Genomic DNA, 16151 nt, shown 5'->3' on the forward strand with positions numbered 1-16151 from the left:
CTGACCCTGCGCTACCCACCGCCAGCTAGCACTGTCGAGACCCTTAGACCGAACGTTCTATCCGCTATCATGGCGCTATGACGCCCACCGCATCCGGTGCCCGGCCCTCCGAGGCGCGCCAACGGCTCCTTGCCACGGCCACCAGGATCTTCTACTCGGAGGGCATCCATTCCGTCGGCGTAGATCGGATCATCGCCGAGGCGAAGGTGACCCGGGCCACCTTCTACCGGCACTTCCCCAGCAAGGACGATCTCATCCTCGCCTACCTGCGCGAGATCCATGAGATGGATCGCGGCGGGGTCGACACGGTCATCACCGCCGACGCACGACCGGTCGCACCACTCCTGGCCATCGCCAACTCGATCGCCGAGAGCATCCAGTCCCCGGGGTTCCGTGGATGCGCGTTTCTGAACGCCGCGGCGGAGTATCCGGACACGGAACATCCCGTACGCCAGGAGATCATCGCCCACCGGCAATGGTTCCTGGACACGCTCACCGCGCTGATGGCGCAGGTCCAGGAGGAGACGGCAGAGTCCGCCGCGCGTCATTTCGTCATGCTCCGCGACGGTGCCATGGCAGCCGGATGCCTCTTCGACCCCGCGTTGGTGTCCGAGACCTTCCTTCGCGGCATCGAAGGACTCCTCCGGATCACCGCCGAGCGCCAGTCGACCGAATCCGCCGGCTAGTCCGCCGGCAGGGCGGCTGCTCTGGTTCGTAGCGACCGGCGCTCCCGGCGGTGGGCGACCAGACCAGCCACCGGGCACAACGAGCGGCAGGGTACGACCAACCCAACGACGATCGCCCAGCCGGTGCCGTCGCCCAACTCGGCGAATCGTTGCGAGGGCTCATCCTCGGGTGCGCCCACGATCCCTGAACCGCTCCTGGCACTCCCCGTTGCGCTGACGCGCAGACGACCAGGCGGAACGTTGCCCTCAGTTGCAACCTCACGACCGATTTGCCTATAGGTATTAGGCAGGAGCACAATAGTTGTAGGCAGATAGGGGAGGCGTGATGGACAGACCAGGACTGACGCCGGAGCGGCTGACCCGAGCAGGGGCGGAACTGGCCGACGAGGTCGGCTTCGACCAGGTCACCGTCTCGGCGCTCGCTCGGCGGTTCGACGTCAAGGTCCCGAGCCTGTACTCGCACCTGAAGAACTCACAGGACCTCAGAATCCGCATCGCGCTGTTCGCGCTCAAGGAACTCGCTGACCGCGTCGCCGATGCCGTCGCCGGTCGGGCCGGCAGGGACGCGCTGGCCGCGTTCGCTGACGCCTACCGCGACTACGCCAGGGAACACCCGGGCCGCTATGCCGCCACCCGGCTCCGGCTCGATCGGGAAACGGCGGCCGCTAGTGCCGGTGTCCAGCACGCGCAGATGGCTCGGGCGATCTTGCGGGGTTACGGGTTGGACGAGCCGGACGCGACCCACGCGGTCCGGATGCTGGGCAGCGTGTTCCACGGCTACGTCAGCTTGGAGCTGGCCGGCGGTTTCGAACACAGCGCTCCCGGCGCGCTGGAATCCTGGGAATGGATCGTGGATTCGCTCGACGCGGTGTTACGCACCCGCGGCACTCGCTGACCCGACGACGGCCGCACCACCGCAAGCGGTTCGCGGCGCGGCGCGCCGATGAACATCGAGATCTCGATCGAGAGGCTTGAGGCAATGCCCACCGAACACCAGTGGATCACCACCCCGGTCACCGCGGGCCTGGTGCGCGGGTCTGTCGATCTGGAGGCGACCGCGCGCGGTCTACTGCCGCACCGACTGACCGCCCGGGCCCGCCAGCAGATCCCCGACGACCAACTGGCCATGGCCGAGGCCCAGCCGTCCGGCGTGCGGCTGGCCTTCCGTACCCGGGCCACCACCATCGAACTGGACACGCTGCCCACCAAGCGGGTCTACCAGGGCTTCCCGGCCCCGCCGGACGGCGTCTACGACCTGCTGATCAACGGGCGCCTGGCCGCGCAGGCCTCGGTGCCCGAAGGCAACGTCCGGACGGTCACCGACATGTTCACCCAGACCTCCGTGCTGGCCGAAGGGCCGTCCGGCACCGCCCGCTTCGCGGGTCTGCCGGAGGGTGCGAAGGACATCGAGATCTGGCTTCCACACACGGAGATCACCGAGTTGATCGCGCTGCGCACCGACGCGCCCGTTGAGCGGACCCCGCCCACCGGAAGCAGGACGTGGCTGCACCACGGCAGTTCCATCAGCCACGGCTCGAACGCCACTCATCCGACCGCCATCTGGCCAGCCCTGGCCGCGGCCGAGGGCGGCGTGGAGTTGGTCAACCTGGGATTCGGCGGGAGCGCGCTGCTCGACCCGTTCACCGCCCGCACCATGCGGGACATTCCTGCGGACCTGATCAGCATCAAGATCGGCATCAACATCGTCAACAGCGACGTGATGCGTCTACGCGCCTTCACCCCTGCGGTCCACGGCTTCCTCGACACGGTCCGCGAAGGGCACCCGACCACGCCACTGCTGGTCGTGTCCGCCCTCCTGTGCCCCGTTCAGGAGGACACGCCCGGTCCCCTGGTGCCGGACTTCGGGGGCGGGACCCTGCGCTTCAAGGCCACCGGCGATCCGGCCGAGCGCAGCGCTGGGCGGCTGACCCTCAACGTCATCCGTGCCGAACTCGCCCGGATCGTCGAACAGCGCTCGGCCGATGACCCGAACCTGCACTACCTAGACGGACGTGACCTCTACGGCGAGGCGGACTACGCCGAACTCCCACTTCCCGACGGGGTGCACCCCGACCCTGCCGGACATCGCCGTATCGCCGAGAACTTCGCGCGGCTGGCGTTCGGCGACGGAGGCCCCTTCGCCACCAGGACCGGCTGACCACCTGCCGCGCGCCGGGCAGCGCCGGACGAGCCGGTGCTTCCCGGCGCAGCGCCTGCGGTGTCCGGTGGCTCGCGGGTCCCGTCCGTCGCGGCCCGACCCGCCTACCGCCTGATCGCCCCACCGGTTGGTCAGGCAGCGACCCGTCTACCAGGCGCGCAAGACCCACTGCTGGGCGGTGGTGTTGTTACAGGGCCACTGCCACACGGCGTTGCCTGCGACGGGGTCGCCCCAGGGGACATCGACGCACTGCCCGGTCTGGAGGTTCCGTAGCGCGTACCCGTTCACTCCGGGGACCTGCGTAACGGACCAGAGCTGCCGCGCGACGCCCAGGCAGTCCCACAGTTGTAGCGTCTGGCCCGCTGCCGGGTTGCCCCAGGGCACGTCGAGACACTTGGGGCCCTCTGCCGACCAGAGCGAGCTGACAAGCTGGTAGTAGACGACGCCGTTCCACCTTCCCTCGTAGACCATCGTCCATTTCTGGGCCGGGCCGTCGTAGCAGGGCCACTGCTTGATCGCCGTGCCGTTGGCAGTACTGGCGTACGACACGTCGATGCACAGGCTGCCGAAGGGGTACTCGCTGGTAGCGGAGCTCTGGGATCTGAATGAGTATTCGGCGGCGGCGCTCGCAGGTGAGACGGCCGCCAGGTTGGCGGCTACGAGTCCGACGCACACCGCGAGCACCGTGGACGTCCGGCTGAGGATGTTCATGAGCATTCCTCTCGGTTGGAGTGGGACGACATCGATGAAGGGGTGGCCGGTTGGCATCAGATACGTCCGCTACGGCGCGGGCGAGGACCGGCCTCAGGGGTGGCCGGAGTGCCGATCGGCAGGGTTACAGGCGCCCACTGCTGTAGAGGTAGTCCAGCAACCGGCCGTCGACCCGGTCCTGGAAGGTGTCGGCCACCGCCGGCTCCGGTTGCTCGTACTCGTAACCGCAGCGCACCCAGCGTTCCGGGACGCTGGCCACGTCCAGGTACCCCTCGTCGATGCTGCCCACCTCGAAGCCGGGCTTTCCGGCCGACTGCCAGCAGCTGAAGAGTCGACCGTCGGCGTTGACCACGGCGCCGTACCGACCTCCGGGCGCCGAGCAGATGTGGCAGGTGGTTCTCATGCTGGGTCGGACCACCCGGAACCCCGCCTCCAAGGCGGCGATACTCCAACTCGCGAACGCGTCGCTCACGGTGTCGATGTGCCGCATGGTGTTGTGGTATCCGAAGCCCGCGTCGCCCACCCAGGCGAACGTCACCGTGCACCGGCCGGGGGTCAGGCCGGCGGCCAGTTCCCCGACGAGGTCGGCGATCCGGTCGAAATTGTGGTGCGACACGTTCACCCGCAGATTCCAGTTCAGGCCGGTGACCTCTGTCGCACGCGCGACGTTGCGAACGATGGTGTCGAAGGTGGGCGCGCCGGACCGCTTGACCCGGATCTGATCATGATCCGCCCGGCTGCCGTCGAACGTCACCTGCACGCCGCCGAGACCCGCCGCGTACAGGTCACGGGCCAACCTCGGGGTCAGCAGAACGCCGTTCGTGGTCATCGCGCACCGGTCGAGCCCGATCACGCGTGCTCGGTCCAGCAGGGTGAGACAGCCCCGGGGGTTGAGCAGCGGCTCACCCCCGAACAGCAGCAGGTACAGACGATCCAGCTCGCACTGACGCATTCGGTCCCGGGCGAAGGTGATGATGCGATCGACGGTGTCAGTGTCCAGCCAGGCCCGCCGGATCCGCGGCGGTCGTGCGCCGCCCGTGTCGTCCACCCCGGTGTTCTGGAAGCAGTAGGCGCAGCCGAGGTTGCAGGTGGTCGTGGTGAGCACGGTCAGCGAGAACGAGACCGGCACGCGCGGCTCGAACGCCCCCGTGCGGCGGAGAAAGCCCGTGGTGGCATCGTCCACGGTGCCGTCCGGCCCCACACAGTCGGGGCGCAGCAGGGTCCAGGTCTGGTTGCCGATGAACCACCAGCCGTGTTCGCTGCGGATCAGGCGCGGCGCGTCGATGTCATCCAGGCGGGTACCGATCATGGCTCTTCCTTCCAGCGTTGGTCCGGATCGTCGGGTCGGCGGGGCCTGTCGGCCGTTCACAGCCGCCAACAGGCCCCGCGGTGCTGCCCGCGGCTAGGCGTTCGGGCCGGCGTCGCGCTGCAACGTGGCGTTCTCCGGCGCGCCGATCTGGATCCCGCAGGCGGCGTCCGCGATCTGCGCGGCGCTGCGGTTGGCGAGAACCCGGCTCACCTCCGGCGCCCCGATCTGGACGCCGCAGGCGGCGGCCTCCTCAACGGAGACGTCCGGCCCTCGGTTGACGAGAATGCTCTCCAGCTCCTCGGCACCGATCTGAATACCGCACATCTGGCCTGCTCCCTTCTCCGGCCGGAACGGCTTCCCGCCGGTCTTGGTGAATACGGGGCGGCAGGGCCGGTAGCAGATACCGATCCGTCGGACTCTCTCCCGACCGAGTGCCGCCGGTCAGCGACGGTGTCCGCGATGGAGGTCTGCGGACCTGCGGCGCAGGCGTCCCCGCCGGCCCCCGTGGGACCGCGCACCGGGCCGCCTCAGTTGTCCGGGCACAACCCGGTAGCCCGGACCGGCTGAGCGCTGTCCAGGTAGGCCGCCGCTATCCAGCCGGTGTCGCCGAGGACGGTCGTCCGGGCCCACGCGTCGTCGCCCTTGACGGCTGCCCCGGTGCGGTAGCAGGTGACCCGGCCCAGCGTGCCGTCGGGCACCTTGCGCAGCACCCGGTCACCCGTGGACGGGCCGGCGCGCAGCGACGCGTCGGGGCGGGCCTTCACCGCGACGAGCCGCCCCTCGCCGGGAACCAGGCCGTCCTGGAGTCCGCGGCAGGTGAGCGCCGACGAGCCGATCCACATGATGGTGTAGTCCTCGCTGGCACGTCGCTGGTGGCTGGTGTCGAAGCAGTACGCGGGGCTGTCCTGATCCGGTCCGATGCCCTGGGTGGCCAGACTCAGGAGCGGAATCTGATTGATCAGGAAACAGGCGGCGGTGTCGGCGACCGCGCCGAGGCGGCCACGGACGACCGCCACCACGCCGACCGCCCACGAGTCGCGCCGGCTCTGATAGATCCGCACCGCCAGCCGGTCGGTCTGGTAGGCGCATTGGACGGCGTCGTTGACCTGCCCGAGCCGGTCGGCGAAGCGGCCGAGGTTGTCGAGGAACTGGTCGACCCGGGGCCGCTGCCCCGGCACGATCCGTTGGGTCACCTCGCTGACCAGGTCGACGTACGGCAGGCAGGGGTTTTCGACCGAGGCGTAGCTTCCCTCGTCCAACTTCGGAAGCAGTCCGCCGCTGCGGGTGCCAGCCGGCGGGCAGCCGCCGCCTCCGGCGATCTTCGCGAGGCCGTCGGCCGTACCCGGGCGGTTCTCGGCACCGCTGCTCGCCGCGCCGCCGTTCGTGCGGCATGCCGTCAGGAGACCGGCCGCCAGAGCGAGCACGGTGAGGCCGGCGACGAGACGCGCCCGGCGTCGGAGCTTCTTTCCAGTGTGGTCAGTCATGCCTGGATTGGGGGGCGGGACGGCATCCTGGATACCTGCCGTCGGTGCGACTCTGGCGAGGTTGGTTCAGCCGGCACCGAAACAGACGAAGCTCGAGGGCTGATTGCCGCCGCGTACGGCCTCAGCCAGTGCTGCCGCCGGCAGTCGGCCCGCGACGACCGCCCGATGATAGGCCGCCATGATCTCCATGGCCGCCTCGTCGGCGACCCGGCTGACGCTCGCGACGACCGTGGCGGTGCCCGCGGCGAGCAGGGCGGTCGGCATGCCGAGCGCCTCGTCGCCGTGCCGCACGTCGGTCAGGCCCAGGTCGCAGCAGGACAGGACCACGGTACGCGGCGCGGTCCGCAGTTCCTGCACGTCATATCCCAGCAACGGGCCGCCGGCCAGCTCCAGCGTGGAGAACAGCGGGTTCTCGGTCTGGTGCTGCCCATGCGCCGCCACGTGGGCGAGGCCGCCGCCGGCCATCGCCGCGAGTGTCGCCGCCGGGGTCGCCTCCGCCCCGGTCAGTACGACGGCGCCTGGGTGCAGCGACGCCACGGCCCGGGCCTCCGCCTGACCCCGGGGATTCCCGGTCCCGCCACCACCGTCACCGCCGCCGACCCGGCCGTGGGTCCGCCGTCCTTCAGGCGGCGCCGGGCGGCCAGCCAGACCCCGACCGACGGCGCCACCGTGACCGGCCGGGACACGCACGCTGGCAGGGCATGCCACGGAGTGGTCAGCAACAGCCCGGTCGGGACCAGCACCAGGTCCCGGTCGCCGACCAGCGGAAGCACCGGGTCGAGCACCATCGACTCCACGTGGTCGGCGTCCTGCCGCGTCGAGGCGCGGACCACCGCCGCCAGCCGGGCGGGCATGGAGCGGCCCGCCTGCGCGTCCAGGTCGGCGCGTAGTCGTCGTACCGCCTCCTCGGCCGTGCGGCGGTCGCCAAGCACCACCACGGAGGTCGCCCGGTCAGTGACCACCAGCGCGCGCAGGATGTCCCCGGCGGCCACGTAGACGACGAGCGCCGCGCCGGCCAGCTCCGCCGTCACGGCGCTCAGCGGCGCCGGCGTCGTCGGCGTCGCGTCCCGGGGGCCCGGCGTCGCCCAGGCGCGCTCCCGGATCATCCGCTGGAGCGCCTCCAACCGACTGTGGAAGGCCAGGGTCGGACGCCCCGCCAGTTCCGCCTGCCGGACGCGGTGCTGTAGCTGGCGCAGCTCTTCCAGCGCCTCGGCGGCGACCGGGTCGTCGGGCGGCCGCACCGGCGGCAGCAGCAGCGCCTGGGCCCGGGCCCGCTCGGACCACCGGTAGACGGCGGCGGCGGAGCCCTCCGCCAACGCTGCGGCGAGCCCCGCCCGGGCCAGGTCGCGGCCGTGCACCGCGGCCCCGGTCTGCAGGTCGGCGCAGCCGAACCGGGCGCGGTGCCGGTGCAGAGCAGCCATTCCGGCCAGCAGACTCCGCCGCGCCTCGGCCGACCGGCCGACCGAGGCCGCCACCTCCGCACGGGCCATGTGCCAGAGCAGGCGCGTGTCGAGCCGATCGGTCCGCCGCGGTCCGGACTGTCGCCCGATCAGCTCCGCCGCCCGGCGAGGTCGACCCGCGGCCACCAGCGCCCGGGCCTTGACCAGAACGGCGACCCGGGCATCCTCGGGCAGCCCGAGCCGGGCCAACCGGCCGGCCAGCACCCCGGCGCGCCGGGCCACCGTCGCCTGGTCGACCTCGCCGACCGCCTGGTCGGCGCGGAGCTCGAACAGGGCAGCCAGGGCCGCCCGGCGGACGTTCGTACGGCCGAGGAACGCGACACGGGCACGTCGGGCCCAGCGCGCGGCAGCGACCGGTTCGCCGGCAAGCAGGGCCGCCTCCGCACGAACCTGAAGGGCATCGGCGTACGTGTGTCCGAGCTGCTGCTGCGCCGCCCGCTCCACCGCGCTGGCGAGTTGCCGTTCGGCCTCGCGGTACAGCCCGGCCGCGACCAGCGCGCGGGCCCGTTCCACGGCCAGGTTGGCGAGCCGGCCCGGCGCGAGCACCCGGTAGTCGGCGTCGGACTGGGCAAAGGCCCGCAGCGCGGCGGGCAGGTCACCGGCGATCACGTCCAGACAACCCAGGTTCGTCCGCGCCATGGCCACGTGCAGACCGAGCCCGTACCGGGCCGCGATCTCCGCGCAACGCCGCAGGTCGGCGCGGGCGAGCCGGACGTTGCCCGCCTCCACGTGCACGAGGCCGCGATTGTTGAGCGCCTTGACCAGATCAAGTGGGTAGGTGAGGTCGCTCAACAGGTCGATGGACTCGTCGTACTGGCGCAGCGCCTCCGCGTTACGGCCGCTGCGCTTGAGGAGCAGGGCCCGCTGGCCGAGCAGGATCGGCCGCTGCGGCGCAGCCACGAGTGCCTCGGCCTCGTCCAGCAGCCGGAAGCCCAGCTCCACCCGACCTCGCTCGGACTCGGCCCAGGCGAGGCTGATCAGCAGACGGACGTGGATGTCGCGCAGGGCCGGGTGGCGCTTGGCCAGCCGCAGGCCCGCCCGCAGTTCGCGGGCAGCCCGCCCCGGCTGACCGGCGTCGCTCGACGCCAGGCCCGCCGCGTGCCAGCGGGTGGCCCGCCGAGCGAGTGTGGCCGGGCGCATGTCACAGGGTGAGGGCCGGCGTGACCACCTGTGGCGCGTGCTCACCCCGCGCCGGGTGCACCACCACCTGCGCCAGACCGTGCGGCACGCCGTCCAGCACAAACCGGCCCGACGCGTCGGACTCCACCGTTCGAGGCGGGTCGGGCGCGGGGTACCGCAGCTCGACCCGTACGGCGGCGCCCGGCGCGAGCCAACCGTCGATCCGGACCATGCCGTCGGACCGGTCCACGATCGTGATCATCACGGTTCGGCTCTGCGCGTCGAACGTCAGGGTGCGGGTCCGTTCCGTGCCCCGCACCGCGCCGACCAGCTGCTCCTCGCGCAGCCGAGCAACCTCCCGGTCGACGTCGTCGAGGGCCAGCACGAGGCGTACCCGGTCGTCGAGGTCGGGCGGCGGCGGGTCGAGCCGGGTGAGCACCGCGGCGAGCTGGTCCAGAATCGCCTGGTCCAGGTCGTCGAGCGGCTGGCCGGCGGGGTCCGGGGCGGTCATGTCGGGCTCCACGTCGAGTCGGCGGCCAGCATCTCCCGCAGCTTCGCCAGGCACCGGCCGCGGGTCGGCCCGATGCTGCCGCGCGGCATACCCAACGCCTCGGCTACCGCCGTGTAGTCCGGGCGATCAACGTGCGCGACGATCCGCAGCAGCGCCCGGCACCGCTGCGGCAGCCGCGCGACGTGCCGCCACAGCGCCCGGTCACGTTCCTCGGACAGCAACAGGTCCGCCGGGCCGGGATCCGGGTCGGGCGACGACTCCAGCCTCGCCGCGTCGTGCGGCGTCTGCCGCTGGGCGAGCCCACGTACCCGCCAGGACTCCCGGCGGGTGGTGGTCACCAGCCACGCGGTGAGCGCGTTCGAAGACCGTATGGTGTGCAGTCCGCGTACCAACTCGAGCCAGGTCGTCTGCACGACGTCGGCGGCCTCCTCGGCGTCGAGGCCCTGTGCCCGGGCGACGTGCCACAGCAGCGGGTTGAGTTCCCGGACCACCTCGTCGAGGGCGTTCCGGTCGCCCGCCCTGGCGCGGTCGAGGCGCTCGCCGAGGCGTGCCGCCCGGTCGGGCGATGCGCCCGCGTGCTCCACCGGGGTCTCCGACACGTTGGACATGGCGTCAGTCCAGCGCCACGGGTGCCGGTGCCAGCCTCTGGGCGAGCTGACCCGCGTACCGGGCCGCCGCGAACGACGTACCGCTCCAGTAGGCGTACGCGCCCAGCGCGGTGACCGGTGCCGTGGACAGGGGCATGAGGCTCACCGTGTTGGTGCCCTCGCGCCACTGGCGCACCCACACCCCGTGGTTGCTGTACGGCGCCCGGGTGGTCGGCGAGGCGTGGGCCCCGACGCTGATCACCGTCAGAGTCGGGTCGACCGCGAAGGCAGCCGGATAGACCGGGCTGTCCGTACCGTCGTTGCCGGCCGAGGCGACGACCGGAACGCCCCGGTCCGCCAACCGTCCGAGCGCCTGGCGGACCGGCTTCATCTCTTCGTCCTCACCGGCAGCCGGACGGCCGAACGCGGTCAGCACGACGTCGACCCGCTGACCGTCGTCGACCCGGTCCGCCAGCCAGTTCATCGCGTGCGCCGCGTTCAGGTCGCTGACCCGACCCGCGTCGCTCATCACCCGCAACGAGAGGATCCGCGCGTCGGGCGCCTCAAGGCGGATCAGTCCGGCGAGGAAGGTCCCGTGCCCCCAATGACTACCGAAGTCCGGCTGCTCTGTTTCCTCGCCGCGGCTCTCCTGCCCGGCAAACGCCGGGATGGCGCGCGGCGGCGTCCATCCCTGCGCCTCCTCCCAGTACGGCTCGCCGCTGGCCTCCACCAGCCAGTCGTGCTCGCGTACCCCGGTGTCGAGCAGCGCCACCACGGGTCGCCCGGCCGGAAACTGGCTGGCCGGGCGCCGGAGGGGCTTCGGCAGCATCACGTGGTCGGGCGCCGCCAGCCAGGCGACGGTCCCATGCCCGCTCTTGCAGCCGCTGGCCCGGAAGTACGGGTAGAGATTCACCTCCACCCGGGCGTCGTCCTCCACGGTGGCGGCCGTGCACTCGTAGTCGGGCAGACACTCCGGCACGTCGGCGTCGGATCGGCCGGCCAGTCGGCGGCTGGCCCGGGCCACGGCCACCGGGTCACCCTGGACGGGCAGTTCGACCAGTTCGACGGCGGGCGGCGTGGGGGCAGCCGGCGGGGACAGCGGCCGGCCGAGACCGGCTTCGGCCAGCAGCCCGTTGAGTCGCTCGACCGTCTCCGGACGCTCCACCACCCACGCGGGGACGAGCACGACGTCAGGACGGTAAGGGGGGCGCGACACCTGTCCTCCCGGTACTACAGCCGACTCGATCAGGGCCGCCCCGCGCGACGCGGGTCGGTGGTCACCAGCCCCAGTTGAGCACGTTCCGCTGCCGCAGCCAATGGCCCGGCCGGCGCGTCGACGATAGCCATCCGACGTGTATCTCGGGGATCAACCCGCTCCCCTTACCACGGATGGGCCGGCGCCTGCGGCGTCGGCGCGGGATGCACCCGCCGGGCTGAAATCCGACCCTGAGGTGTCCCCCCACCTGCCAACCGAATGCGGCAGGACCCGATCCCCGCTAGGCGACGCCAGGGGTGGGGACCCCGGTCCGAACCGCCTCGATGAAGCCACCAGGTGGCAGGTAGCGATGCTCTTCGACATAGTGGCCGATCAGGGCCGGTGCGGCGAAGGTCGTCCCGTCCACTCCGGTGAGCCAGATCTCGCCGTTCCCGCGCGCAACATCGGGAGCTTCATAGAGGCGGATGTCCGCCCGAACCACGCGCGGCGGCTCGGCAGCTGCCGGGCAGAACTGGCAGTAGTGGTACCCCCGCATGAGCCGTACCGGTTCAGCGCCGAGCCGCGCCAAGCGATCTCGAACGTCTCGCGGGCACGCGCCTTCAGTGAAGGGCATGCTCGAATCCAGCCAACCAACGGCAATGGCGTCCGGGGCGCCCGGGTAGTAGTCGTAGGGCACCAGATCCGGGATGTGGGTCACGCGCCGATCATCGCAGTCCGGCGCGGGCCGTGCGAACGACAGAACGACGGTGCGGGCCGCCTGGAGGCGGCCCGCACCGTCGACCGAACGCCGGGCGCGTCACGCCCGTCTGCCGCAATGCTGGTGGGTTTAGGTTCCCGGCCTACAGGCGGGCCTTCGTCACGCGGGAGGATTCGTACGTCGTGGAGGCCCGGGGTAGGCCCGGCACGGTGGATACGTCCTTGACCAGCATGCCGGTCGTGGCGTCGACGATCAGCACCTCGCTGCCCTCGCCGCCGAACACCTCGGGGCCGGCGGTGATCGTCAACGTGGCCCTGCCCTGGGTGGTCGAGTTCTCGACGCTGACCGCGGGGATGGTGGACAGCAGACGCAGCACACCGGCCCGGACCTGGGTGTTGCCGTCGCCAGCGGACAGCGCCTGGGTGCTGTACGTCCACAGGGCGTTGTCGAAGTGCCGCTGAACGGCCTGAGGGCTGTACGGCTTCGGCTTGGCGTGGCCGCCCTTCTGCTTGATGATCACCTGGGCGTCCGCCTGCTGCTTGTCCCACACCGCCTTCTGCGCCGCGGGGTCGAGGCCCACCAGCGGATCCTCGGCTGCCTTGAGCATCTGGGTCCGGCCGTCGGTCGGGCTGCTGTCCGCCGCGGCGACGGCCGCCTTGAGCAGCGGTGCGTAGCCGCCGTCCGTCATCTGGTCCTGGTTGCGGGCGATCGCACGCTTGATGTCCTTCATGCTGTTGCCCGTATAGATCTCGTGACCGTCGGTGTACAGCGTGTAGACGACCTGCATGGTCTTGGTGCCGTGGACCTGCGTCGCCTTCACCAGCCACGCGTCGCCGGCCGACGGGGTGACCGTCTTGATGGAACCGGCCAGGGTCATCAGCGGCGCGCGCTCAGCGGACCCGTCGACGCTGGTCGAGCCCGAGGTGGCGGCCGACGGATCCTGGCTGGCCTCCGTGCCCCCGGTCGCCGACGAGCTCAGCACCACAGCGACGACGGCCGCCGCGGCGGCAACCCCTACCCCGGCGCCGATACCCAGGCGGGCCGCGATACCGATCCGTCGGCGGCGTTGGAGCGCCGGGCTGGATGCGTGGTCCCGCGTGGTTGTCGTCGATTCCATGGTTGTAGCTGCCTCCACAGTCGTGTCGTCCGCTGATATCGCGCCCAGCCGCACGGCTCCGGGGTCGGCCATCGCCGCCCGCAGCACCGCCCGCGCCCGCTGATACGCCTCCGGGCGTAGTGGTTCCGCGCTGCCCAACGCACCGACCAGATCGAGCTCGTCGGTCATCGGTGTCTCTCCTTCGCGCTGTTGCGGTCCTTCAGAAGCGCGGACACCCCCGGCGCGTCGCGCAGCGCCGTCCTGGCCTGGCTCAGCAGCCGCCGCGCGGTGCCGGCCGGTATGCCGAGTGCCCGGGCGGCGTCGGCTGCCGTCAGGTCCTCCCAGGCGACGAGCCTCAGGACCTCCCGCTCTTCGGGTTTGAGCCGCGTCAGTGCGGACCGGAGCACCGCCCGGGCGTCCACCCCGAGGTCCACGGCCGACCACGGATCCCAGCCAGTAGCCACATCCGGCACGTCCGCGACCAGGTCCTCGGCCGGCAGGGACCGCCAGTAGCGCCGCAAGCGATTCAACGCGACCCCGTACAGCCACGGCCGCGCATCGTTGTACGACCGGTCGTACGACCGCCGCGACTCGAACGCCGCAACCCACACCTCGCCCAGGAGGTCCTCAGCCGCATCCCGCCCCGCCCGGCGAACGAGGTACGAACCGACGGCGGCCTCATGGCGCTCGACCACCTCGACGAAGGCGTCGACATCGCCATCCAGCGACCGGCCTATCAAATCCGCATCCGAAGCCATGGCCCTCCTCGGCACAGTCCGCGCTCCACCCTGACATTGCCGATCCGGCCGGAAAGTGTTCAGGCGCCGAGATCCGAGAGCAAGCGGCCGTCTCGTGGTTGTCGGCGCGGATCAGGTGGCGGACGGCGGGCCACCCCGAGGGTCGCTGAGCGTTACGGCCCCGGTATGGATCGGAAACAGTGCCGGGCAAGCATCGGACGGGTGAGCGCATCGTCCATGATCGATACGCACTGCCCCTACTGCGCCATGCAGTGCGGGGTGTCCCTGACGATCGGCGACGGACCGCCTCTGCTCGCGCCCACCGATTTTCCGGTCAACAGGGGCGGGCTGTGCGCCAAGGGATGGACGGCCGCCGAGCTTCTCGACCACGGTGACCGGCTGCTGAGCCCTCTCGTCCGTAAGGATCCCGGCGATCGCACCAGCCCCTTGCGACCGGCAGACTGGGACGAGGCCCTCGACCGTGTCGTCGACGCCATCCGTACCAGCCAACACCGGTACGGCCCCGACAGCGTCGGTGCCTTCGGTGGCGGCGGGCTGACCAACGAGAAGGCGTACGCGCTGGGCAAGTTCGTCCGGGTGGCGCTGCGGTCGGCGTCGATCGACTACAACGGCCGGTTCTGCATGTCGTCCGCGGCGACCGCTTCGAACCGCTCGCTCGGGATCGACCGGGGCCTTCCGTTCCCCCTGGCCGACATCGCCCAGGCGCAGGCTGTGCTGCTGGTCGGCGCCAACCCGGCCGACGCGCTGCCGCCGTCGATGCAGTACTTCGACGCCGGACGGGCCGCCGGCGCACGGCACATCGTCGTCGACCCCCGCCGCACGACCACCGCGGGCGGCGCTCATCTCCACCTGCAACCACTGCCGGGCACGGACCTCGCACTGGCGAACGGGCTGCTGCACGTCGCGATTCGCGAGGGCCTGGTCGACGAGACGTACGTGCGCGACCGCACGAGCGGCTTCGACGCGGTCCGGGCCACCGTCGCGGCGTACTGGCCGGACCGGGTGGAGCGGATGACCGGCGTACCGGAACGGGACCTGCGGGAGACGGTACGGCTGCTGGCGGCGGCCACCTCGGCGATGGTGCTCACCGCTCGCGGCGCCGAGCAGCACAGCAACGGCACCGACACGGCGCAGGCGTACCTCAATCTGGCCCTCGCCCTGGGACTGCCCGGACGGCCCTTCTCCGGCTACGGCACGATCACCGGGCAGGGCAATGGGCAGGGCGGGCGCGAGCATGGGCAGAAGGCCGACCAACTGCCCGGCTACCGGCGCCTGGACGACCCGGCGGCGCGCGCACACGTCGCGGCCGTCTGGGGCATCGACCCGGACGAGCTGCCCCGGCCGGGCCGGTCGGCCTGGGAGATGCTCGACCGGCTCGGGACCGACGACGGAGTACGCGTGCTGCTCGTGCTCGCCAGCAACATCGCCGTGTCGGCGCCGCACGCCAACCGGGTGATGGACCGGCTGCGGGCGCTGGACCTGCTCGTCGTCTCCGACATCTTCCTCTCCGAGACCGCGGCCATGGCCGACGTGGTGCTGCCCACGGCTCAGTGGGCGGAGGAGGACGGCACGATGACGAATCTGGAGGGGCGCGTCATCCGCCGCAAGCGGGTCATGTCACCGCCGCCGCAGGTCCGCACCGACCTGCGAATGCTCGCCGACCTCGCCGGCCGGCTAGGCCGCGGGCGCTACTTCGACGACGATCCGCGCCGCGTCTTCGACGAGTTGCGCCGAGCCAGCGCCGGCGGGACAGCCGACTACGCCGGGATCACCTACGAACGCATCGAGGCTGAGCAGGGGGTCTTCTGGCCATGCCCGAGCGAGGACCACCCGGGTACGCCGCGGCTGTTCACCGACCGGTTTCCGACCGCCGACGGGCGGGCGAGGTTCTTCCGGGTGGAGCACCGCGATCCGGCGGAACTGCCCGACGCCGACTACCCGTACGTGCTGACCACCGGCCGCAACATGCAGCAGTACCAGAGCGGCAACCAGACCCGCCGGGTCGGTGCCCTGACCATGGCGCTGCCCGACGCCCGGGCGGAGCTGCACCCGGACCTCGCCCGCCGGCACGGCATCGCCGACAACGACGTGGTGGAACTGCGCAGCCGACGCGGGCGGGCCTTCTTCCGGGCGCGCCTCACCGACGGCATCCGCCGCGACACCATCTTCGCACCGTTCCACTGGGGCGGCAGCTCCGCCGTGAACGCGCTGACCAACCCGGCGCTGGACCGCCATTCGCGGATGCCGGCCTTCAAGGCCTGCGCGGTGTCGATCGCGCGCGCAGGCGGCCCGGACGACACCGACCTGCTGACCACCCGAGCGCCCAACCCAGCGTCTCAATGATCAAGGGAGCATCGCT

The 16151-nt window shown here is 71.5% G+C and carries 16 protein-coding genes; 4 read left to right on the forward strand and 12 right to left on the reverse strand.

All coding sequences use genetic code 11. The features are described from left to right. Positions 1-77 precede the first annotated feature (77 nt). The 3 genes from ACQP0N_RS21465 to ACQP0N_RS21475 all read left to right on the forward strand — a co-directional run bounded on the left by ACQP0N_RS21465 (position 78) and on the right by ACQP0N_RS21475 (position 2844). Positions 78-686 carry a TetR/AcrR family transcriptional regulator gene (locus ACQP0N_RS21465; RefSeq protein WP_433113558.1) on the forward strand — a complete coding sequence of 203 codons (609 nt, stop codon included), beginning with the start codon at positions 78-80 and terminating at the stop codon, positions 684-686. Between the two features lie 325 nt (positions 687-1011). Continuing rightward, positions 1012-1581, forward strand: coding sequence for a TetR/AcrR family transcriptional regulator (locus ACQP0N_RS21470; protein WP_433113560.1), 570 nt, complete (start codon positions 1012-1014; stop codon positions 1579-1581). 84 nt (positions 1582-1665) lie between these two features. Beyond that, entirely contained in the window at positions 1666-2844 is a 1179-nt protein-coding gene (locus ACQP0N_RS21475; RefSeq protein WP_433113562.1) for a GDSL-type esterase/lipase family protein, read from the forward strand. 147 nt (positions 2845-2991) lie between these two features. Here ACQP0N_RS21475 and ACQP0N_RS21480 read toward each other — a convergent pair whose 3' ends face one another. From ACQP0N_RS21480 to ACQP0N_RS21535, 12 genes are all read right to left on the reverse strand, one after another. Further along, complete coding sequence (locus ACQP0N_RS21480; protein WP_433113564.1) at positions 2992-3555, reverse strand: RICIN domain-containing protein; 564 nt, start codon at positions 3553-3555, stop codon at positions 2992-2994. Between the two features lie 124 nt (positions 3556-3679). Next, positions 3680-4864 carry a radical SAM protein gene (locus tag ACQP0N_RS21485; protein WP_433113566.1) on the reverse strand — a complete coding sequence of 395 codons (1185 nt, stop codon included), beginning with the start codon at positions 4862-4864 and terminating at the stop codon, positions 3680-3682. 93 nt (positions 4865-4957) lie between these two features. Then, positions 4958-5188: a hypothetical protein gene (locus tag ACQP0N_RS21490; RefSeq protein WP_433113568.1), complete on the reverse strand. Its 231-nt coding sequence runs from the start codon at positions 5186-5188 to the stop codon at positions 4958-4960. A gap of 203 nt (positions 5189-5391) precedes the next feature. Next, complete coding sequence (locus ACQP0N_RS21495; RefSeq protein WP_433113569.1) at positions 5392-6348, reverse strand: hypothetical protein; 957 nt, start codon at positions 6346-6348, stop codon at positions 5392-5394. Between the two features lie 66 nt (positions 6349-6414). Continuing rightward, complete coding sequence (locus ACQP0N_RS21500) at positions 6415-6885, reverse strand: CHAT domain-containing protein (RefSeq protein WP_433113571.1); 471 nt, start codon at positions 6883-6885, stop codon at positions 6415-6417. Next, positions 6852-8948 (reverse strand): hypothetical protein, encoded by a 2097-nt coding sequence (locus tag ACQP0N_RS21505; RefSeq protein ID WP_433113573.1) that lies wholly within the window; start codon positions 8946-8948, stop codon positions 6852-6854. Before ACQP0N_RS21505 ends, ACQP0N_RS21500 begins: the two co-directional genes overlap by 34 nt. Before the next feature lies 1 nt (position 8949). Continuing rightward, complete coding sequence (locus ACQP0N_RS21510) at positions 8950-9438, reverse strand: hypothetical protein (protein WP_433113575.1); 489 nt, start codon at positions 9436-9438, stop codon at positions 8950-8952. Continuing rightward, entirely contained in the window at positions 9435-10046 is a 612-nt protein-coding gene (locus ACQP0N_RS21515) for an RNA polymerase sigma factor (RefSeq protein WP_433113577.1), read from the reverse strand. Before ACQP0N_RS21515 ends, ACQP0N_RS21510 begins: the two co-directional genes overlap by 4 nt. Positions 10047-10050: 4 nt before the next feature. Further along, positions 10051-11211, reverse strand: a complete 1161-nt coding sequence (locus ACQP0N_RS21520; protein WP_433113579.1) for a S8 family peptidase — start codon at positions 11209-11211, stop codon at positions 10051-10053. Between the two features lie 310 nt (positions 11212-11521). Continuing rightward, the gene (locus ACQP0N_RS21525) at positions 11522-11938 is read right to left on the reverse strand and encodes a hypothetical protein (RefSeq protein ID WP_433113581.1); all 417 of its coding nucleotides are present in this window, start codon (positions 11936-11938) and stop codon (positions 11522-11524) included. Positions 11939-12080: 142 nt separating this feature from the next. Further along, positions 12081-13223, reverse strand: a complete 1143-nt coding sequence (locus tag ACQP0N_RS21530; RefSeq protein ID WP_433113583.1) for a hypothetical protein — start codon at positions 13221-13223, stop codon at positions 12081-12083. Further along, on the reverse strand, positions 13220-13792 hold the full coding sequence (locus tag ACQP0N_RS21535; protein WP_433113585.1) for an RNA polymerase sigma factor: 573 nt from the start codon (positions 13790-13792) through the stop codon (positions 13220-13222). The genes ACQP0N_RS21530 and ACQP0N_RS21535 overlap by 4 nt, the downstream gene beginning before the upstream one ends. A 165-nt stretch (positions 13793-13957) precedes the next feature. Here ACQP0N_RS21535 and ACQP0N_RS21540 point away from each other — a divergent pair, with 165 nt between their 5' ends. Next, positions 13958-16135 (forward strand): molybdopterin oxidoreductase family protein, encoded by a 2178-nt coding sequence (locus tag ACQP0N_RS21540; RefSeq protein WP_433113586.1) that lies wholly within the window; start codon positions 13958-13960, stop codon positions 16133-16135. The last annotated feature ends 16 nt before the right edge of the window (positions 16136-16151 follow it).

It is taken from the genome of Micromonospora sp. CA-246542 (assembly GCF_050942905.1).
GTDB lineage: Bacteria > Actinomycetota > Actinomycetes > Mycobacteriales > Micromonosporaceae > Micromonospora.